Here is an 18,019-nt window from a genome sequence, read left to right on the forward strand (position 1 = left end):
GGCGGAGCGAGGGTTTAACATAGGCTAGGGAAACTACCGAGACCGCCATCGACCGCGCCATGCGTGTCGCCCAAGGCGGCATCCCATCGCACCCCGCCGCCCCCGCCGTCACGGGCGCAGGCTCATGGAGACAAGATGCCCTACCTTACCCCGCTGCAGGATTTCCGCTTCGCGCTGAAGGAACTGGCCGGCCTGGACGACGTCCTCAAACTGCCCGGATTCGAAGAGGTGACGCCCGATCTGGTGGACGCCATCCTGGAAGAGAACGGCCGCTTCGTCGAGCAGGCGATCGCGCCGCTGAACGTACCCGGCGATACCCGCCCGCCCGTCTGGAACGACGGCCATGTGACCGCGACGCCAGGCTACGCCCAGGGATTCAAGGACTATGCCGCCGGTGGCTGGCAGGGACTGCAGCATCCGCAGGCCTGGGGCGGCCAGGGGCTGCCCAAGCTGGTCGCGGCCGCGCCTGGCGAAAACATCCAGGCCGCCAGCCTGGCGTTTTCGTTGTGCCCGATGCTGACCGACGGCGTGATCGAGGCCATCCTCACCGTCGGCTCGGAAGAACAGCGCAAGAAGTTCGTGCCCAACCTGATCGGCGGTAAATGGACTGGCACCATGAACCTGACCGAGCCGCAGGCCGGCTCGGACCTGGCCCAGGTCGCCACCCGCGCGGTGCGCCAGGAGGACGGCAGCTATCGCCTGTCGGGCCAGAAGATCTTCATCACCTACGGCGAGCATGACCTGGCCGAGAACATCATCCACCTGGTGCTGGCGCGCACGCCGGACGCGCCGCCCGGGGTCAAGGGCATCTCGCTGTTCATCGTGCCCAAGTTCCTGGTCGGCGCCGATGGCGCCCTGGGCGCGCGCAACGACGTCTGGTGTGCCTCGCTGGAGCACAAGCTGGGCATCCATGGCAGTCCCACGGCCGTGCTGCTGTATGGCTCGGGCAAGGGCGAGGCGGGCGAAGGCGCGGTCGGCTATCTGGTGGGCGAGTTGAATCGCGGCCTGGAATACATGTTCATCATGATGAACGCGGCCCGCTATTCGGTCGGGCAGCAGGGCATCGGCGTGTCCGAGCGGGCTTACCAGCACGCGCTGGCCTATGCGCGCGAACGGGTGCAGGGCAGGGCGGTGGAAGGTTCCTCCGCGGCGGTCGCGATCGCGCGCCATCCGGACGTGCAGCGCATGCTGCTGACCATGAAGGCGCTCACCGAGGCGACGCGCGCCGTGTCGTACGTGACCGCCGCCGCGCACGACAAAGGCACGCATCACCCGGATCCCGAGCAGCGCGCCCGCAACCGCGCGTTCTACGAATACATGGTGCCCATCGTCAAGGGCTTCTCGACCGAATCGGCGGTGGAGGTAGCCTCGCTCGGCATCCAGGTGCATGGCGGCATGGGCTATATCGAGGAGACCGGGGCCGCGCAGTATTACCGCGACGCGCGCATCCTGCCGATCTACGAGGGCACCACCGCGATCCAGGCCAATGACCTGGTCAGCCGCAAGACGCAGCGCGATGGCGGCGCCACCGCCTACGCCGCCATCTCGGCCATGCGCGAGACCTTGCGGGCGGTCGAGGCCGAGTCGTCGCGGGCGGCCGCCGCCGACCGCGACGGCCTGCGCCTGCTGCGCGACAACCTCGACAGCGCCATCCAGGCCTATGAGTCGGGCGTGGAATTCATCCTTGAACAATCCGCGGCGAATATCCGGGCGGTGTACGCCAGCAGCGTGCCGTACCTGATGCTGGCCGGCGTCGTGCATGGCGGCTGGCAGATGGCGCGCGCGGTGCTGGCGTGCCGCCGGCTCCTGGCGGGGGGATCGACCGATCCGTTCCATCGCGAGAAGCTGGCGACGGGATTGTTCTACGCCGCCCACATCCTGCCGCGCGCCCTGGCGCTGTCGGCGGCGGTGCGCGCCGGCGTGGTGGCGGACGCCTGCGGCGCGGCCGCGAATATTGCATAAGGTTATATGTCTTGCGTATTTCCCCTGCAACAGGTTTGATGGAAGAATCGTTTCCAGGGGCGGCACAGGCCGCCGCCGAAACGTTTTTCAGGCCGGCCGCCGGACGTGGCGGCCGGTCGATTCCGTAACCTGAATCCGCAAGCAGGAGACACCATGAGTCATCTACGCCTGGGCGACACCGCGCCCGATTTCGAACAGGAATCCTCGGCCGGCCCGATCCGTTTCCATGAGTATCTGGGCAATAGCTGGGGCGTGCTGTTCTCGCATCCGGCCGACTTCACGCCTGTCTGCACCACCGAGCTGGGCTACACCGCCAAGCTGGCCGACGAATTCGCCAAGCGCAACGTGAAGGTGCTGGCGCTGTCGGTGGACGGCACCGACTCGCACACCAAGTGGATCGAGGACATCAACGACACCCAGTCGACCAAGGTCAATTTCCCGATCCTGGCCGACAAGGACCGCAAGGTGTCCGAGCTGTACGACATGATCCACCCCAACGCCAACGCCACGCTGACGGTGCGCTCGGTCTTCATCATCGACCCGAACAAGAAGGTGCGCCTGATCATCACGTATCCGGCCAGCACCGGCCGCAACTTCAACGAGATCCTGCGCGTCATCGACTCGCTGCAACTGACCGACAGCCACAGCGTGGCCACGCCGGTCAACTGGGAAGACGGCGACGACGTCATCATCGTGCCGTCTCTGCAGGACGAAGCGGTGATCAAGCAGAAGTTCCCGAAGGGCTACAAGGCGGTGCGTCCCTATCTGCGCATTACGCCCCAACCGAATAAGTAAATAAGAAATCCGTGCGCAAGGCGGTGCGTCACCGCTTGCCCGGATTCTGGCGCTAGCCACCCGCAAAGCCGCGTATTCCCTGGGAATGCGCGGCTTTTTCACAGGGGGCGGCGGCCGCGCTATATGCCTGGGAGCGATGAGCAATCAAAGAATGATTCGTTCCGTTCAGAACAGGCCCCCGGCAAACTTGCTTCCACATTGCCAAACACGCGAAGGGAGCAGGGAATGTCTTTCAGGAAAGCCGGATGGTTGGCCGCCTTGGCCGCAGTGACGATGTCTCTCGCCGCGATCGCGCCGGCGCAGGCGCAGCAGAAGCAGACTCTTTTGAACGTGTCGTACGACCCGACGCGCGAACTGTATCGCGCCATCGATGACGCCTTCATCAAGCAGTACAAGGAAAAGGCCAACGTCGACCTGACCATCCGTCAGTCGCACGGCGGCTCCGGCCGCCAGGCGCGCTCGGTCATCGACGGCCTGGAAGCCGACGTGGTGACGCTGGCGCTGGCCTACGACATCGACGCCATCGCCGACCGCGGCCTCTTGCCCGAGAACTGGCAGGCGCGCCTGCCGCAGAACAGCTCGCCCTACACCTCGACCATCGTGTTCCTGGTGCGCAAGGGCAATCCCAAGCACATCAAGGACTGGGACGACCTGGTCAAGGACGGCGTGCAGGTGATCACGCCCAACCCCAAGACCTCGGGCGGTGCCCGCTGGAACTATCTGGCCGCCTGGGCCTACGCGCTGGAAAAGAACGGCGGCAGCGAAGAGAAGGCGCGCGCCTATGTCGGCGAGCTGCTCAAGCACGTGCCGGTGCTCGATACCGGCGCCCGCGGCGCCACCACGACCTTCGTCGAGCGCGGCGTGGGTGATGTGCTGCTGGCCTGGGAAAACGAAGCCTTCCTGGCGCTGGAGGAACTGGGTCCGGACAAGTTCGACATCGTGGTGCCGTCGCTGTCGATCCTGGCCGAGCCGCCCGTGGCCATCGTCGACAAGATCGTCGACAAGAAGGGCACCCGTGCCGCGGCCCAGGCCTACCTGGAATTCCTCTACACCCCGGCGGCCCAGGAGATCATCGCCAAGAACTACTACCGGCCGATCGACAAGACCGTGGCCGCCAAGTACGAAAGCAAGTTCCCCAAGGTCAAGCTGGTGACCATCGACGACAAGATCTTCGGCGGCTGGCGCAAGGCGCAGAAGGACCACTTCAGCGACGGCGGCACCTTCGACCAGATCTACCAGCCGCAGAAGAAGTAAGCGGACAACCAGCGGACGACGGCCATGACTTCAGCCTCGATTCCGACGGCAAAGGGCGCGCAGGCGCCTTTTGCCGTTCGGCGCAACAGCCCGGGCGTGCTGCCCGGTTTCGGCATTTCCATGGGCTACGCGGTGCTGTACCTGAGCGTGCTCGTGTTGATTCCCCTGGCGGCGCTGCCGATCAAGAGCGCCTCGCTGGGCTGGCAGGGCTTCTGGGACGCGGTTACGGCGCCACGGGTGCTGGCCTCCTATCAGCTCACCTTCGGCGCCTCGCTGCTGGCGGCGCTGGTGAACCTGGTGTTCGGCACCATCGTGGCCTGGGTGCTGGTGCGCTACCGCTTTCCCGGCAAGAAGATCCTGGACGCGCTGGTGGATCTGCCGTTCGCGCTGCCCACCGCCGTGGCCGGCATCGCCCTGACCGCGCTGTACGCCGAAAAGGGCTGGCTGGGCGCGCCGCTGGCCAACTGGTTCGGCCTGAAGGTGGCGTTCACGCCGCTGGGCATCGTGATCGCGCTGATCTTCATCGGCGTGCCGTTCGTGGTGCGCACGGTGCAGCCGGTGCTGGAAGACATCGAGCGCGAAATCGAGGAGGCCGCCGCCAGCCTTGGCGCCGATCGCTGGCAGACCATCCGCCGCGTGCTGCTGCCGACCCTGTTGCCGGCGCTGATGACCGGCTTCGCGCTGGCGTTCGCCCGCGCCGTCGGGGAGTATGGCTCGGTGGTTTTCATCGCCGGCAACATGCCGATGGTGTCCGAGATCACGCCGCTGCTGATCATCGCCAAGCTGGAGCAGTTCGACTACGCCGGCGCCGCCGCCATCGCCACCGTGATGCTGGTGCTGTCGTTCGTGCTGCTTTTCGTCATCAATCTGCTGCAGGGCTGGCAGGCCCGTCGCGGCCTGGGGAGACAGGCATGAGCTTTGTTGACCGTCCCGCGCACCTGACCGAGCCGCGCTGGGTGCGCGGCATTCTGCTGTTCCTGGCGCTGGGCTTTCTGGCGCTGTTTCTGTTGGTGCCGCTGGCCGCGGTGTTCTACGAAGCATTCCGCAAAGGCTGGGCGCTCTACCTGGAAGCGATCGTCGAGCCGGACGCCCTGGCCGCGATCCGCCTGACCTTGCTGGTGGCGGCGATCGCCTTGCCCGTCAATCTGGTGTTCGGGGTGGCCGCGGCCTGGGCCATCACCAAGTTCCAGTTCCGCGGCAAGCAGTTCCTCATCACGCTGATCGACCTGCCGTTCTCGGTGTCGCCGGTGGTGGCCGGCCTGGTGTTCGTGCTGCTGTTCGGCACCCAGGGCTGGTTCGGCGGCTGGTTGCAGGCGCACGACCTGAAGATCGTCTACGCCGTGCCCGGCATCATCCTGGCCTCGCTGTTCGTGACCTTTCCCTTCGTCGCGCGCGAGCTGATTCCGCTGATGCAGGCGCAGGGCAGCGAGGAAGAACAGGCCGCGCTGACGCTGGGCGCGAACGGCTGGCAGATCTTCTGGCGGGTGACGCTGCCGAACATCAAGTGGGGCCTGCTGTACGGCGCCATTCTCTGCAATGCGCGGGCCATGGGCGAGTTCGGCGCGGTCTCGGTGGTGTCGGGCCAGATCCGCGGCCTGACCAACACCATGACCCTGCATGTGGAGATTCTCTACAACGAATACCAGTATTCGGCGGCATTCGCGGTGGCCTCGCTGTTGGCGCTGTTGGCGTTGGTGACGCTGGTGGCCAAGAACGTGGTCGAGTGGCGCAACGCGCGCTACCTGAAGGCGGCGGAGCTGCCGGTCGAGTATCCCGGGCCGGCGACGGCCATCAAGCCGGCCGTCGCCTGACGCGGCCGGCCAGACGGAGACAAGCATGAGTATCGAGGTTCGCAATCTATCCAAGCGCTTCGGCCAGTTCCGCGCGCTCAATGACGTATCGCTGCACATCGAGACGGGCGAGCTGGTGGCGCTGCTGGGGCCTTCGGGCTGCGGCAAGACCACGCTGTTGCGCATCATCGCCGGGCTGGAATCGGCCGACACGGGCAGCGTGCTGTTCGCCGGCGAGGACGCCACCGCGGTGGACGTGCGCCAGCGCCAGGTCGGTTTCGTGTTCCAGCACTACGCGCTGTTCAAGCACATGACGGTGTTCGAGAACGTTGCCTTCGGCCTGCGCGTCAAGCATCGCTCGCAGCGGCCGCCGGAAGACCAGATCCGGCGCAAGGTGCATGACCTGCTCAACCTGGTGCAGCTCGATTGGCTGGCCGACCGCTACCCGGCGCAACTGTCGGGCGGCCAGCGCCAGCGTATCGCGCTGGCGCGCGCGCTGGCGGTGGAGCCGCGCGTGTTGCTCCTGGACGAGCCGTTCGGCGCGCTCGACGCCAAGGTGCGCAAGGAGCTTCGCCGCTGGCTGCGCCGCCTGCACGATGAGCTGAACGTGGCCAGCGTGTTCGTCACCCATGACCAGGAAGAAGCGCTGGAAGTGGCCGACCGCGTGGTGCTGATGAACGCCGGCAGGATCGAACAGGTCGGCACCCCGCGCGAGGTCTGGGAGGGGCCGGCCACTCCGTTCGTCTACGGCTTTCTGGGCGATGTCAATCAATTGCAGGGCGTGGCGAGCCGCGGCGTCTGGGAAGGCGCCGGGCTGTCGTTGCCGGCGCCTGAACTGGCGCAGGCCGAGTCGCAACGCGCCACCGCCTACGTGCGGCCGCACGAATTCGATATCGAACGCTATCACGCTGGCGGCGCCGGCATCCCGGTGCGCCTGTCGCATGCCTACCTGGCCGGCCCCAGCGCCTACCTGGAATTGGCCAGCCAGGATTCCGACGCCGTCATCGAGGCCGAGGTGCCCGAGCATCTCTATCGCGAACTGGCGCTGCGCGATGGCGATATCCTGCTGGCCCGCCCGCGCCGGGCGCGTGTCTTCGCGGTGCAAGCATGACGGCCGCGGATCTCGCCGCCGGCCTGGCGCCGGCCCTTGCGGTTCGCTGGCACGAACTGATCGCGCGGCTGGCGGACGCGCGCCAGCGCTATCCCGACGCGGCGCTGGCCTCGTCGCTGGCGGCCGAGGACATGGTGCTGACGCACGCCATCTACAGCGCCGGCCTGGACCTGGAGGTCTTCACGCTGGACACCGGCCGGCTGCACGCGGAAACGCTGGGCGTGCTGGACGCGGTGCGCGAACGCTACGGACGCGAGATCACCGTGTATCGACCCGAGTCCGGGGCGGTCGAGCGCCATGTGGCAGAGCACGGCGCCTATGCCTTCTACGAGAGCGTCGAGCTGCGCAAGGCCTGTTGCCAGATCCGCAAGGTCGAGCCGCTCAAGCGCGCGCTGGCCGGACGCGGCGCCTGGATCACCGGGCAGCGGCGCGCGCAATCGACCACGCGCGGTGAACTGCACCTGGAAGAGGACGACGCCACCTTCGGCCTCTACAAGTTCAACCCGCTGGCCGAATGGCGCGAAGAGGATGTCTGGGGCGTGATCCGCGGCCTGGGCATTCCCTACAACCCGCTGCACGACCAGGGCTATCCGTCCATCGGCTGCGAGCCCTGTACCCGCGCTATCCGCCCGGGCGAAGACCTGCGGGCCGGGCGCTGGTGGTGGGAGTCGTCGGACTCCAAGGAATGCGGCCTGCACGCAGGCAACCGGGTCATTGGCATCGTCGCGGAAACCACGCGCGCCTGACGCCCGTCACGTATCAAGAATTCGTTTTAGGGGAATACCTATGTCCGCAGTGATTCAACGCAGCCACCTGGACTGGCTGGAATCGGAAGCCATTTTCATCATGCGCGAGGTGGCGGCCGAGAGCGAGAAGCCCGTGTTGCTGTTCTCGGGCGGCAAGGATTCGGTGGTGTTGCTGCGCCTGGCCGAAAAGGCGTTCCGGCCGGGGCGCTTTCCGTTCCCGCTGATGCACATCGACACCGGCCACAATTTCGACGAGGTCATCGCCTTCCGCGACGCGCGTGCGGCCGAACTGGGCGAGACCCTGATCGTGCGCAGCGTCGAGGACTCGATCAAGCGCGGCAGCTTGGTGCTGCGGCGCGAGACCGATTCGCGCAACGCGGCGCAGGCCGTGACGCTGCTGGAGGCGATCGAGGAATTCGGCTTCGACGCCTGCATCGGCGGCGCCCGCCGCGACGAGGAAAAGGCGCGCGCCAAGGAGCGCATCTTCTCGTTCCGCGACGAGTTTGGCCAGTGGGACCCCAAGGCCCAGCGCCCGGAACTGTGGAACCTGTTCAACACCAAGGTGCACCGCGGCGAGAACATGCGGGTGTTCCCGATCTCCAACTGGACCGAGCTGGACGTCTGGCAGTACATCCAGCGCGAACAGCTGGCGCTGCCGTCGATCTACTTCAGTCACGAGCGCGAGGTGGTGCGGCGCAAGGGCCTGCTGGTGCCGGTCACGCGCCTGACGCCGCCGCAGGACGGCGACACGGTCGAGCGCCTGTCGGTGCGTTTCCGCACCGTGGGCGATATCTCCTGCACCTGCCCGGTGGCCTCGGATGCCGCCGATACCGCCGCCATCATCGCCGAGACCGCGGTGACCGATATCACCGAGCGCGGCGCCACGCGCATGGACGACCAGACTTCCGAGGCCTCGATGGAGCGCCGCAAGAAGGAAGGCTATTTCTGATCGCACGAGTGGCCGGCGCCTGGCCGGCCGACAGGGGACGCATATGAACGCAGTAAACGATTCTTTTCTTTCGGGCGCCGGCACGGGCGTGCTGCGCCTGATCACCGCGGGATCGGTGGACGACGGCAAGTCGACGCTGATCGGCCGCCTGCTGTATGACAGCAAGGGCGTGTTCGCCGACCAGCTCGACGCCATCTCGCGCGCCAAGTACAAGCGCGTGGCCGAGGGCGGCATCGACTTCTCCCTGCTCACGGATGGCCTTGAGGCCGAGCGCGAGCAGGGCATCACCATCGACGTGGCCTATCGCTACTTCTCGACTCCGGCGCGCAAGTTCATCATCGCCGACGCGCCCGGCCACGAGCAGTACACCCGCAACATGGTGACCGGCGCATCGACCGCCGACGTGGCCGTGATCCTGATCGACGCCACCCGCGCCGCCGATGGCAAGCTGCTGCCGCAGACCAAGCGCCACAGCACCATCGCCCGCCTGCTGGGCATCCGCCACATCGTGGTGGCCGTCAACAAGATGGACCTGGTGGATTGGGACCCGGCCGTGTTCGAGCGTATCCGCGCCGCCTATGCCGACCTGGCGGGCAAGCTCGGCATCGCTCACTTCGACGCGCTGCCGTTGTCGGCGCTGAACGGCGACAACGTGGTGACGCGGTCGGACAAGACGCCTTGGTACTCGGGGCAACCGCTGCTGACGTTGCTGGAGTCGCTGGATCTGAGCGGCGACGGCGGCGCGGGTCCGCTGCGCTTTCCGGTGCAGTGGGTGGCGCGCCACGATGGCAATCGCAAGGACGATTTCCGCGGCTATGCCGGCCGCATCGCCAGCGGCGTGCTGCGTCCCGGCGACGAGATCGCGGTGCAGCCGTCGGGCGTGACCGCGCGCGTGCAGGAAGTGCGGTTGTTCGATCGGGCACTCGATGAAGCGGTGGCGGGCGACTCGGTCACGCTGGTGCTGGACCGCGACGTCGATGTCTCGCGCGGCGACGTGATCGTGCACGCGGCGGCGCCGGCGCAGGTCGCGCGCGAATTCGAGGCGGAGCTGTGCTGGCTCGATGCGCAGGCGCTCAACCTCGCGCGCAAGTATCTGCTCAAGCATGGCACGCGACTGACGTCGGCGAAGATCCGCGCGGTGCTCTCGCATCGCGACATCCACGAACTGCAGGAAGTGGAGAACACCGAAGGCACGCTGCGCATGAACGACATCGGTCGCGTCGCGTTCACCACGCGCGAGTCGTTGGCGGTCGATCGATACGCCGATGTGCCCGCCACCGGCGCCTTCATCCTGATCGACGAAGCCACGCATCAGACCGCGGCGGCGGGCATGCTTCGGTAAACCGCAAGTCGGGGCGGGAAGGGCCCGCCCCGTACCGGTTTTTGGGTGTTGTTTTTATTCCAAACCCAATGCCGGCGCGGGTTTCCGGGCGATATCGCAACATGAAATCGAATTGTCCGGACGCCGTCTTCGTCTTGCGGTAAAGTGGGGCTGTCTTACGAAAAGGCTTTTGGTGCTTGTCAAAACCACTGTGTTTTTGTACAGTTGTTTTCATGGCACGCACCGATCATTCTTTTCCCGCCGGTTCTGGGTCCCCGGCTGCCGCCCCCGCCGCCTTGCGCGGTCGGGGTGCGGTTACTAATGTTCGGCATCGCTTCCAGAAAGACGATCGCGTGCAGGTCGACGATGGCTGGTCCGCTTCGGGCCTCCCGGCCGATTTCGTTGATGCCGTCCCCAATACTTCCGTCATCCCCATCCTGCCCGACGTCCGCCGGGCGCCCGCAGCCCCCAAGACCACCGTCACCGCCGAAGAAGCCCGCAAGATCCTGTCGCGCAACGATTCGCCCGACATCCCCTTCGACGTGGCCGTCAATCCCTACCGTGGCTGCGAGCATGGCTGCGTCTATTGCTACGCCCGTCCCACCCATTCCTACCTGGGCTACTCCCCCGGCCTCGATTTCGAGACGCGGCTGGTGGCCAAGGCCAACGCCGTAGAGGCGCTGCGGGCGGAAATCAGCCGTCCCGGCTACAAGCCGTCGCCCATCAACATCGGATCGGCCACCGACGCCTACCAGCCCATCGAGCGCGACTGGCGCCTGACGCGCGGCATGCTCGAGCTGATGCTCGAGACCCGCCACCCCCTCACCATCGTCACCAAGAACGCCCTGGTGGCGCGCGACCTCGACCTCCTGGCGGCGTTGGCCGAACAGAACCTCGTGGTCGTCTACATGAGCATCACCACGCTGGACGCCGACATGGCCCGCACGCTCGAGCCGCGCGCCGCGGCGCCGTGGCGCCGCCTGGAGGCCGTGCGCAGCCTGACCGCCGCCGGCGTGCCGGTCGGCGTGCTGGTGGCGCCCGTGATCCCGTTCATCAACGATGACGCCATGGAACACATCCTGCAGGAGTCCAAGGCGGCCGGTGCGCACTACGCCAGCTACACCGTCATCCGCCTGCCCTGGGAAGTCAAAACGCTGTTCGAGGACTGGCTCAACGCCCATTTCCCCGACCGTGCGCAGCGCGTGCTCCACCGTATCGAAGACCTGCGCAACGGCCGCCGCAACGATCCCAACTTCGGTTCGCGCATGCGGGGCACCGGCATCTGGGCCGACCTGCTGCGCCAGCGCTTCGCCGTGGCCACCCGCAAGCTTGGCCTGAACCGCCACCGGCTTGCCCTCGACTGCGACCGTTTCCTGGCCCCGGCGCCCGCCGGTGGTTCGGCCGCCTTGTTCCCGCCAGCCGCTGCCGGCGCTCCCGTTTTCCCATCCCCGGCTGACGCGAAAGCGTCTTCAGGGGTCCCTTTTGCCAGTGCCTTGCCGGTTGCCGGCGCCTACGGGCGCGGCGCGCGCCAGTTGCGCGCGATGGTCGCCGGGCAGTTGTCGTTGTTCGATTGACCCACGGCCCAGCCGTGGGTCGCCGCCGCGGCGTGTCGCCGCGGTTCTTGATCGCGTTATTAGGAGTTCCTCATGAACACCGCTCAGCTTTCCGTCCTGCCGGATGATCTCGCCGTTGTTTCCCTGACACCGCTGCGCCGTGCGGCGCAACGCGCCCGCGCCATCTATGCGCGCTTCGCGGGGCTGGCCATGCCCGGGTCGGCCACGCCGGCGAGCAGCCATGCGAGGGGCGCCGTATCCATCGATCTTGCGGTGCCCGCCGCTGACGGCGTGGCGACGCCCGCGGAAGTCGAGCCGCGCAAGCGGGCGGGCACGCTGCCCGGCCGGTGGCCGTTTCCGCCGGCGGCGGTCGACGCCCTGCCGGTCGGCAACGTCGTCCAGGCGCCCCGCGAGCGCAGCCTGGGCAACGCCACGGTCGAACCGGTGTCGGATCAGGTCAGCGTGAAAAGCATGGTCGTGGACGTGGTGCTGGTGCTGGCGTGGGGCGCGATGATTCCCGCCCTCATGTGGTTGGGCGTGGCCGGCGGCTTTTGAGAGCAGGCCGGCGCCGGAGTCCGAAACCGGCAGGATGGCTGCACGGAAGGTGGCGCCGGTTCCAGCACCGGGCCGGGGCTTTTCAGGTCGAGCCCAGCAGCACGACGCCCGCCAGGATCGACAGGCAGCCCGCAAGACGGCCGGGGCCGACTTTCTCGCGCAGCAGGAACATGCCTGCCAGCGTGCCCAGCATCATCGACATTTCCCGCGCCGGCGCCACCAGGCTCAGCGGCGCGCCATTGCGCAGCGCATACAGCACCAGGATGTAGCCCAGTGGCGACAGCAGTCCCACCGCCAGGGCCAGATGCCAGTGGCCGCGCATCAGTTCCCACGCCTGCGCGCGGCGCTTTACCATGTGCGGGGTCATCATCGCGGTGCGGGTGACACAGGTGAACCAGTCGAACAGCACCGGGCTGATCAGCAGCACCTTGACGCCATAGGCATCCACCACGGTGTAGGCGGCGATGAACAGGCCGATCACCATGCCCCAGCGCACGCCCACCCAGGCCTGCGCGTTGCGGAAGATCGCCAGCCGTCCCTGGGTGGCGATCAGCAGCACCCCGATCACCACGCAGAGCATGCCGGCAATGCCGGTGGCGGTGGCCGGTTCGCGCAGCAGCAGGAAGGCGCCAGTCGTGGAGAGCAGGGGGCCGGTGCCCCGGGCGATCGGGTACACCACAGACAGATCGGCCACCTGATAGCCGCGCTGCAGGCACAGGCTGTAGCCCAGATGCAACAGGCTGGATGTCAGGATCGCCCCCACCACGGGCCAGGTCCAGGTCATGCCGTCGTGCAGCAGCACCCAGATCACCCACGGCGCATACAGTACCGAAGCGCACAGGCCGTAGGCGAACACGAACGGAGCGCCCACCATGGCCGCGCGCTTGGCAAGCAGATTCCACGTTGCGTGGGCCATCGCCGCCAGGACGACCAATAACAGGGACGAGTACGACATGAGGGGAACAGCGTCTTATGACGTGTTTGTTACAGAAACCGCTAGGGTACCGCAAACCTGCGGGCAGGGCGCCATGTTACCTGAGGCATCCGCCAATTTTTGGTGTAGAATCATTGGTTTGCCAAATCTCATCCTCTGCTTGCGGTACATGGCCTGGCCTTTTTGGCAGGCGTGAACAACATCGAACGGCAAAGCGCTTTAGTCCGCAAAGGCATGATGATCTAGGAGTTCTCAATGAACCTTATCGCTATCCTGGAACAGGAAGAGATTGCCCGCCTGACCGGCGGCCAAGCCAAGCCTGAATTTGCTCCCGGTGACACCGTCATCGTGAGCGTGAACGTCGTTGAAGGCACCCGCAAGCGCGTGCAGGCCTTCGAAGGCGTCGTGATCGCCAAGCGCAACCGCGGCCTGAACTCCGCGTTTACCGTGCGCAAGATTTCGTCGGGTGAAGCCGTGGAACGTACGTTCCAGCTCTACTCGCCGCAAATCGCCGGCATCGAAGTCAAGCGCCGCGGCGACGTGCGCCGCGCCAAGCTGTACTACCTGCGCAACCGCTCGGGCAAGTCGGCGCGTATCAAGGAAAAGCTGGTCAGCAAGCAAGCCTCGGCGGCTTGATCGCTTATCGGCACACGGCCCCACCAGTGTCGGACGCACACGCCATCCAGCGTTTTCGTTCGGCACGGGTTTCCGGGTTAAAAAGGCACCTGCGAGGGTGCCTTTTTCTTTTTTGAAAAGCCGTATGTCTGATTCCTCGTCTTCCGCTCGGCCGCGACGGCCATTGGCGCGCCCCGGATTTGATCCGGCGTCGCAACCCTGGGTCGTCGCCAACGATTCCCTGCCGGCGGTGCCGTCCGGCCTGCTCACGCCCGACCAGCTGCGCGGCACGCTCAGCCAGCCTTCCACCTGGACGCTTGAGCTCTCGCGCGACAACGATCTGCGCTATCCCGGCCGCGAAGGCGCGCCGGTGCCGGCGGCCGTGCTGATTCCGCTGGTGACCCGTGATGACGGCGTGCACATCATGCTGACTCAGCGCGCGGCGCATTTGCATGATCACGCCGGCCAGATCAGCTTTCCGGGTGGCCGCATCGAGACCAGCGACGCCACCCCGATCGCCGCGGCGTTGCGCGAGGCACAGGAGGAAACCGGGCTGCCGGCCAACCACGTCGAGGTGTTGGGCAGCATGCCGCCGTACCTGACGGCCACCGGTTTCTCGATCATTCCCGTGGTGTCGCTGGTGACCCCGGGCTTCCAGTTGGCGCCGGACGCGTTCGAAGTGGCCGAGGTGTTCGAGGTGCCGCTGTCTTTCCTGATGGACCCGGCCAATCACCGCCTGTACGAGGCGCGGCTCGAGGATGGTCGGGTGCGCCACTATTACGGCATGCCCTATGGCCGCCACTTCATCTGGGGCGCCACCGCCGGCATGCTGCGCAACCTCTATCACCTGCTGCGCAACGGCTTGCAGCCGCGTTGACAAGGCGGGCGCGCGATTGCTGCGCCCCTCGTGCGCCGCCTCGTGGGTCGCTCAATACCGCTGTTGTCCCGCCAGGTTCTCGTCCAGGATGCGCAGATATAGCGCGTAGCGGGCCGGATCGATCGCGCCCGCGTCCAGCGCCGCGACCACGCCGCAGCCCGGCTCATGGCGATGGGTGCAGTTGTAGAAGCGGCAGGATTCGATCGGCTGGGTGAACTCCGGAAAGCCGCGGATGATGTCCTCGCGGCTCAGGTGTTGCAGGCCGAAGGCCTGGAACCCCGGCGAGTCGATCAGGTCGCCGCCCGGTGCGGGCAGGTGATAGAGGCGGGTGCTGGTGGTGGTGTGCTTGCCCATGTCCAGCGCGGTCGAGTGCTCGCGGGTGGGCGCGGCGGCGTCCGGCACCAGCGCGTTCAGCAGCGTCGACTTGCCCATGCCGCTCTGTCCCAGCAGCAGGTTGGTGCGGCCGGCCAGGCGCGGCGCCAGCAGCGTGTGGACCTTTTCGGGTTCGAGCGCGCTCAGTTCGATGATGTCCACGCCGAGCGCGGCGATTGGCGCCAGGCGGGCGCGGGCCGCGGGCAGGGCGTCGACGATGTCGGTCTTGTTCAGGATGATCAACGGCGCGATGCCGGCGCTCCAGGCGCCGGCCAGCGCGCGGCCGGTGAGATCGTCGGAGAAGGTCGGCTGCACCGCCACCACGATCAGCAACTGGTCGACGTTGGAGGCGAACTGCTTGGACCGCATTTCGTCGGAGCGGTACAGCAGATTGCGCCGCGGCAGGATCGCATCGATGGCGCCCTCGTCCAGACCCTGGGGCGTGATGCGGACGCGGTCGCCGACTGTCGCGCCGGCTTTCTTGCCGCGGGGGAAGCACTTGCGCAGGCTGCCATCGGCCAGCTCGACGGTGTAGTGACGGCCATGCGCCGCGATGATGCGGCCTTCGTTGGCGGCGTCGCCGCGCCCGCCCGCCTGGGGCGCGTCCTGGAAGGCGGTCTTGTTCCGGTCGTTCATGCTCATGCCGCGGGCGCCGTCAGGTGGCGGATGCGCACGGCGGCGGGGGGGTGGCTGTCGTAGAAGGCGGAGTGCACGGGATCGGGCGTCAGGGTGGCAGCGTTGTCGTCGTAGAGTTTGACCAGGGCGGAGACAAGGCGATCGGGCGAGCTCTGCTCGGCCGCGTAGCGGTCGGCCTCGAACTCGTCGCGGCGCGAATACCAACTGGCCAGCGGCGTGAAGACGAAGGTGAAAACGGGGATGGCCAGGAAGAACAGCAGCAGCGCCATGGCGTCGTTGCGGCCGCCCAGTTGGGGCAGCACCCCCAGGCCGACGTAGAACCAGGGTTGCTGGGCGACCCAGCCCAGGATGGCGAAAAAGCCCAGCGCGGCGGCGAAGCTGAAGACGATGCGCTTGATGATGTGGCGCTTGGCGAAATGGCCCAGTTCGTGGGCCAGCACGGCCTCGATCTCGTCGGCGTTCAGGCGCGCCAGCAGCGTGTCGAAGAACACGATGCGGCGCGAGCGGCCGAAGCCGGTGAAATAGGCGTTGCCGTGGGCGGAACGGCGCGAGCCGTCCATCACGAACAGGCCGTTGAGCGCAAAGCCGCAGCGCTGCGCCAGGCGCTGGATACGGCCGGCCAGCTCCGGATCGGACAGTGGCGTGAATTTGTTGAACAGCGGCGCGATGAACATCGGATAGACGATGAGCAGCGCCAGGTTGAACACCGTCCACAGCGCCCAGGCCCAGATCCACCAGTACTGCCCTGCGCTGCCCATCAGCCACAGCACCGCGGCCGCCAGCGGTAGCCCCAGCACCGCCGCCACCAGCAGCCCCTTGGCCGCGTCGGAGATGAACAGCTCGGGCGTCATGCGGTTGAAACCGAAGCGGGCTTCCAGCTTGAATTGCCGCCACAGCGTGAAGGGCAACCCCAGCAGGCCCAGCAGCAGCGCCACGGCCACCAGCAGCAACATCTGGCGCAGGAAGTCGTTGCTGGTAAGCTGGCCTACCCACAGGTCGATGACCTGCAGGCCGCCCATCAGCGTCAGGCAGATCAGCAGGATGGCATCATAGGTGCGTTCGAACATGCCCAGCCTGACCCTGGCGACCGTGTAATCGGCGGCGCGCTGATGGCTCGCCAGGCCGATCCGGTGGGAGAATTCCGGCGGCACCTGGTCGCGATGGCGCGCCACGTGGCGGATCTGGCGACTGGCCAGCCACATGCGCACGGCAATATCGGTCAGCAGGAAGGCAACGAACAGCAATGTGAACATGGGCGATGCGGCCGGCTCAAATGGGTATGTGCGAAAATCGCGGGTTTGAAAATCGCGTCTTTTATAGGCAAATTATATGGCTGTGAACGAAAACCGCCTGGTCTGGCTCGACATGGAAATGACCGGCCTGGACCCTGAAAAAGAACGCATCATCGAGGTCGCCGTGGTGGTGACCGAGGCCGACCTGACCGTGGTCGCCGAAGGCCCCGTGCTGGTTGTGCACCAGTCCGACAGCCTGCTCGACGCCATGGACAACTGGAACAAATCCACTCATGGCAAGAGCGGCCTGATCGACAAGGTCCGCGCATCGACGATTTCCGAGGCGCAGGCAGAGGATACGCTGTTGGCGTTTCTTGCGCAGCACGTGCCGGCCGGCAAGTCGCCTCTGTGCGGCAACACCATCAGCCAGGACCGCCGGTTCATGTTTGCTTACATGCCGCGCCTGGAACAGTTCTTCCACTACCGCAACCTGGATGTCAGCACGCTCAAGGAACTGGCGCGCCGCTGGGCGCCGGCCGTGTACAAGGGTTTCGAGAAGAAGAGCCGTCACGAGGCGTTGGCCGACATCTATGAATCGATCGACGAACTGAAGTATTACCGCGAACACTTCCTGAAGGTGTAAACCGCCCCGACGTGGCGGCCTCGCCCGCCAATCGCCATGCCAAGCTCCCATCCCGTCGCCCGGATCCGGGCCGCCGAGCGCCAGGCATTGGCCGAGGGCCGGCGCCTGATGCCGCTGGCGGGCGCCGCCGCGGCCCGCTTCGTGGCCGCGCGCGTGCCGCCCGGCGCCTCGGTGCTGGCGCTGGCCGGGCCCGGCAACAATGGCGGCGATGCCCTGGTGGCGGCGACGGACCTGCGGCAAATGGGGTTTGAGGTGCGGGTCGTGATGCCCAAGGGCGCGCAGGGCCTGCCCGCCGACGCCGCCCGCGCCTACGCGGGCTGGATCGCCGCAGGCGGTTCGACCGAAATCGCCCTCGACTCGCAGCGGGCGCCGGATCTGGTCATCGATGGGCTGTTTGGTATCGGCCTGAACCGTCCCCTGGGGGCTGATTGGCAGGCGCTGGTCGATCAGGTCAATGGCTGGGGAGTGCCGATCCTGGCGCTTGACGTGCCCAGCGGCCTGGATGCCGACACCGGGGCGAGGCTGGGGCGCCCGATCCTTGCTCGTTGGACACTATCTTTCATCGCCCGGGCCAGGGGCCTCACTCAGCCCGGCGCGGCGCTTGCCGTTGGCGAATCCCATGTTGACGCGTTGGGCGTGGCGATACCGCAAGCCGGCGACGGCGGCTGAGCCGC

18 protein-coding genes are annotated in these 18,019 nt (G+C 66.7%); 15 read left to right on the plus strand and 3 right to left on the minus strand.

Going from position 1 to position 18,019, the window contains the following annotated elements:
* The first annotated feature begins 135 nt into the window (after positions 1 to 135).
* The 11 genes from AAID08_RS07375 (at position 136) to AAID08_RS07425 (ending at position 12,036) form a co-directional block, all read left to right on the plus strand.
* Entirely contained in the window at positions 136 to 1,962 is a 1,827-nt protein-coding gene (locus AAID08_RS07375) for an acyl-CoA dehydrogenase (protein WP_395757493.1), read from the plus strand.
* 153 nt (positions 1,963 to 2,115) lie between these two features.
* Positions 2,116 to 2,757, plus strand: coding sequence for a peroxiredoxin (locus AAID08_RS07380; RefSeq protein ID WP_006388282.1), 642 nt, complete (start codon positions 2,116 to 2,118; stop codon positions 2,755 to 2,757).
* A gap of 225 nt (positions 2,758 to 2,982) precedes the next feature.
* Positions 2,983 to 4,011: a sulfate ABC transporter substrate-binding protein gene (locus AAID08_RS07385; RefSeq protein ID WP_049072363.1), complete on the plus strand. Its 1,029-nt coding sequence runs from the start codon at positions 2,983 to 2,985 to the stop codon at positions 4,009 to 4,011.
* 24 nt (positions 4,012 to 4,035) lie between these two features.
* Positions 4,036 to 4,926 (plus strand): sulfate ABC transporter permease subunit CysT, encoded by an 891-nt coding sequence (cysT, locus tag AAID08_RS07390; RefSeq protein ID WP_064526926.1) that lies wholly within the window; start codon positions 4,036 to 4,038, stop codon positions 4,924 to 4,926.
* Complete coding sequence (gene cysW / locus AAID08_RS07395; RefSeq protein ID WP_049072367.1) at positions 4,923 to 5,822, plus strand: sulfate ABC transporter permease subunit CysW; 900 nt, start codon at positions 4,923 to 4,925, stop codon at positions 5,820 to 5,822. The genes cysT and cysW overlap by 4 nt, the downstream gene beginning before the upstream one ends.
* Before the next feature lie 25 nt (positions 5,823 to 5,847).
* Positions 5,848 to 6,912 (plus strand): sulfate/molybdate ABC transporter ATP-binding protein, encoded by a 1,065-nt coding sequence (locus tag AAID08_RS07400; RefSeq protein ID WP_049072368.1) that lies wholly within the window; start codon positions 5,848 to 5,850, stop codon positions 6,910 to 6,912.
* Positions 6,909 to 7,658 (plus strand): phosphoadenylyl-sulfate reductase, encoded by a 750-nt coding sequence (locus AAID08_RS07405; protein WP_063584889.1) that lies wholly within the window; start codon positions 6,909 to 6,911, stop codon positions 7,656 to 7,658. Before AAID08_RS07400 ends, AAID08_RS07405 begins: the two co-directional genes overlap by 4 nt.
* Positions 7,659 to 7,698: 40 nt before the next feature.
* Entirely contained in the window at positions 7,699 to 8,607 is a 909-nt protein-coding gene (gene cysD, locus AAID08_RS07410; protein WP_395757494.1) for a sulfate adenylyltransferase subunit CysD, read from the plus strand.
* A 43-nt stretch (positions 8,608 to 8,650) separates the two neighbouring features.
* Positions 8,651 to 9,949 (plus strand): sulfate adenylyltransferase subunit 1, encoded by a 1,299-nt coding sequence (locus tag AAID08_RS07415; protein WP_395757495.1) that lies wholly within the window; start codon positions 8,651 to 8,653, stop codon positions 9,947 to 9,949.
* Between the two features lie 212 nt (positions 9,950 to 10,161).
* Entirely contained in the window at positions 10,162 to 11,502 is a 1,341-nt protein-coding gene (locus AAID08_RS07420) for a PA0069 family radical SAM protein (protein ID WP_054501438.1), read from the plus strand.
* 72 nt (positions 11,503 to 11,574) lie between these two features.
* Positions 11,575 to 12,036 (plus strand): hypothetical protein, encoded by a 462-nt coding sequence (locus AAID08_RS07425; protein WP_054501437.1) that lies wholly within the window; start codon positions 11,575 to 11,577, stop codon positions 12,034 to 12,036.
* Positions 12,037 to 12,118: 82 nt separating this feature from the next.
* On the opposite strand, the gene AAID08_RS07430 is transcribed toward AAID08_RS07425, so the two are convergent.
* Positions 12,119 to 12,991 carry a DMT family transporter gene (locus AAID08_RS07430; protein WP_054501436.1) on the minus strand — a complete coding sequence of 291 codons (873 nt, stop codon included), beginning with the start codon at positions 12,989 to 12,991 and terminating at the stop codon, positions 12,119 to 12,121.
* Between the two features lie 234 nt (positions 12,992 to 13,225).
* Between AAID08_RS07430 and rplS the strand changes: the two genes are divergently transcribed.
* Both rplS and AAID08_RS07440 read left to right on the plus strand, forming a co-directional pair.
* Positions 13,226 to 13,606 carry a 50S ribosomal protein L19 gene (gene rplS, locus AAID08_RS07435; protein ID WP_006218237.1) on the plus strand — a complete coding sequence of 127 codons (381 nt, stop codon included), beginning with the start codon at positions 13,226 to 13,228 and terminating at the stop codon, positions 13,604 to 13,606.
* A 124-nt stretch (positions 13,607 to 13,730) separates the two neighbouring features.
* Positions 13,731 to 14,462, plus strand: a complete 732-nt coding sequence (locus tag AAID08_RS07440; protein ID WP_054501435.1) for a CoA pyrophosphatase — start codon at positions 13,731 to 13,733, stop codon at positions 14,460 to 14,462.
* 51 nt (positions 14,463 to 14,513) lie between these two features.
* On the opposite strand, the gene rsgA is transcribed toward AAID08_RS07440, so the two are convergent.
* Both rsgA and AAID08_RS07450 read right to left on the minus strand, forming a co-directional pair.
* Positions 14,514 to 15,476 (minus strand): ribosome small subunit-dependent GTPase A, encoded by a 963-nt coding sequence (gene rsgA, locus AAID08_RS07445; protein ID WP_081273567.1) that lies wholly within the window; start codon positions 15,474 to 15,476, stop codon positions 14,514 to 14,516.
* A complete protein-coding gene (locus AAID08_RS07450) occupies positions 15,473 to 16,723 on the minus strand; it encodes a M48 family metallopeptidase (protein ID WP_054501434.1) in 1,251 nt (416 codons plus the stop codon). Before AAID08_RS07450 ends, rsgA begins: the two co-directional genes overlap by 4 nt.
* A gap of 76 nt (positions 16,724 to 16,799) precedes the next feature.
* On the opposite strand from AAID08_RS07450, the gene orn reads away from it, so the two are divergent.
* Entirely contained in the window at positions 16,800 to 17,345 is a 546-nt protein-coding gene (gene orn / locus AAID08_RS07455; RefSeq protein ID WP_026382789.1) for an oligoribonuclease, read from the plus strand.
* A 36-nt stretch (positions 17,346 to 17,381) separates the two neighbouring features.
* Positions 17,382 to 18,014: an NAD(P)H-hydrate epimerase gene (locus tag AAID08_RS07460; RefSeq protein WP_175167623.1), complete on the plus strand. Its 633-nt coding sequence runs from the start codon at positions 17,382 to 17,384 to the stop codon at positions 18,012 to 18,014.
* Positions 18,015 to 18,019: the final 5 nt, after the last annotated feature.

The sequence above is a fragment of the Achromobacter sp. EB05 genome (assembly GCF_044232075.1).
GTDB lineage: Bacteria > Pseudomonadota > Gammaproteobacteria > Burkholderiales > Burkholderiaceae_B > Achromobacter > Achromobacter dolens.

Bases quoted from the DNA above. Each gene is read 5' to 3' on its own strand.
- AAID08_RS07375 (WP_395757493.1), top strand. From the start codon at position 136: ATGCCCTACCTTACCCCGCTGCAGGATTTCCGCTTCGCGCTGAAGGAA.
- AAID08_RS07380 (WP_006388282.1), top strand. From the start codon at position 2,116: ATGAGTCATCTACGCCTGGGCGACACCGCGCCCGATTTCGAACAGGAA.
- AAID08_RS07385 (WP_049072363.1), top strand. From the start codon at position 2,983: ATGTCTTTCAGGAAAGCCGGATGGTTGGCCGCCTTGGCCGCAGTGACG.
- cysT (WP_064526926.1), top strand. From the start codon at position 4,036: ATGACTTCAGCCTCGATTCCGACGGCAAAGGGCGCGCAGGCGCCTTTT.
- cysW (WP_049072367.1), top strand. From the start codon at position 4,923: ATGAGCTTTGTTGACCGTCCCGCGCACCTGACCGAGCCGCGCTGGGTG.
- AAID08_RS07400 (WP_049072368.1), top strand. From the start codon at position 5,848: ATGAGTATCGAGGTTCGCAATCTATCCAAGCGCTTCGGCCAGTTCCGC.
- AAID08_RS07405 (WP_063584889.1), top strand. From the start codon at position 6,909: ATGACGGCCGCGGATCTCGCCGCCGGCCTGGCGCCGGCCCTTGCGGTT.
- cysD (WP_395757494.1), top strand. From the start codon at position 7,699: ATGTCCGCAGTGATTCAACGCAGCCACCTGGACTGGCTGGAATCGGAA.
- AAID08_RS07415 (WP_395757495.1), top strand. From the start codon at position 8,651: ATGAACGCAGTAAACGATTCTTTTCTTTCGGGCGCCGGCACGGGCGTG.
- AAID08_RS07420 (WP_054501438.1), top strand. From the start codon at position 10,162: ATGGCACGCACCGATCATTCTTTTCCCGCCGGTTCTGGGTCCCCGGCT.
- AAID08_RS07425 (WP_054501437.1), top strand. From the start codon at position 11,575: ATGAACACCGCTCAGCTTTCCGTCCTGCCGGATGATCTCGCCGTTGTT.
- AAID08_RS07430 (WP_054501436.1), bottom strand. From the start codon at position 12,991: ATGTCGTACTCGTCCCTGTTATTGGTCGTCCTGGCGGCGATGGCCCAC.
- rplS (WP_006218237.1), top strand. From the start codon at position 13,226: ATGAACCTTATCGCTATCCTGGAACAGGAAGAGATTGCCCGCCTGACC.
- AAID08_RS07440 (WP_054501435.1), top strand. From the start codon at position 13,731: ATGTCTGATTCCTCGTCTTCCGCTCGGCCGCGACGGCCATTGGCGCGC.
- rsgA (WP_081273567.1), bottom strand. From the start codon at position 15,476: ATGAGCATGAACGACCGGAACAAGACCGCCTTCCAGGACGCGCCCCAG.
- AAID08_RS07450 (WP_054501434.1), bottom strand. From the start codon at position 16,723: ATGTTCACATTGCTGTTCGTTGCCTTCCTGCTGACCGATATTGCCGTG.
- orn (WP_026382789.1), top strand. From the start codon at position 16,800: ATGGCTGTGAACGAAAACCGCCTGGTCTGGCTCGACATGGAAATGACC.
- AAID08_RS07460 (WP_175167623.1), top strand. From the start codon at position 17,382: ATGCCAAGCTCCCATCCCGTCGCCCGGATCCGGGCCGCCGAGCGCCAG.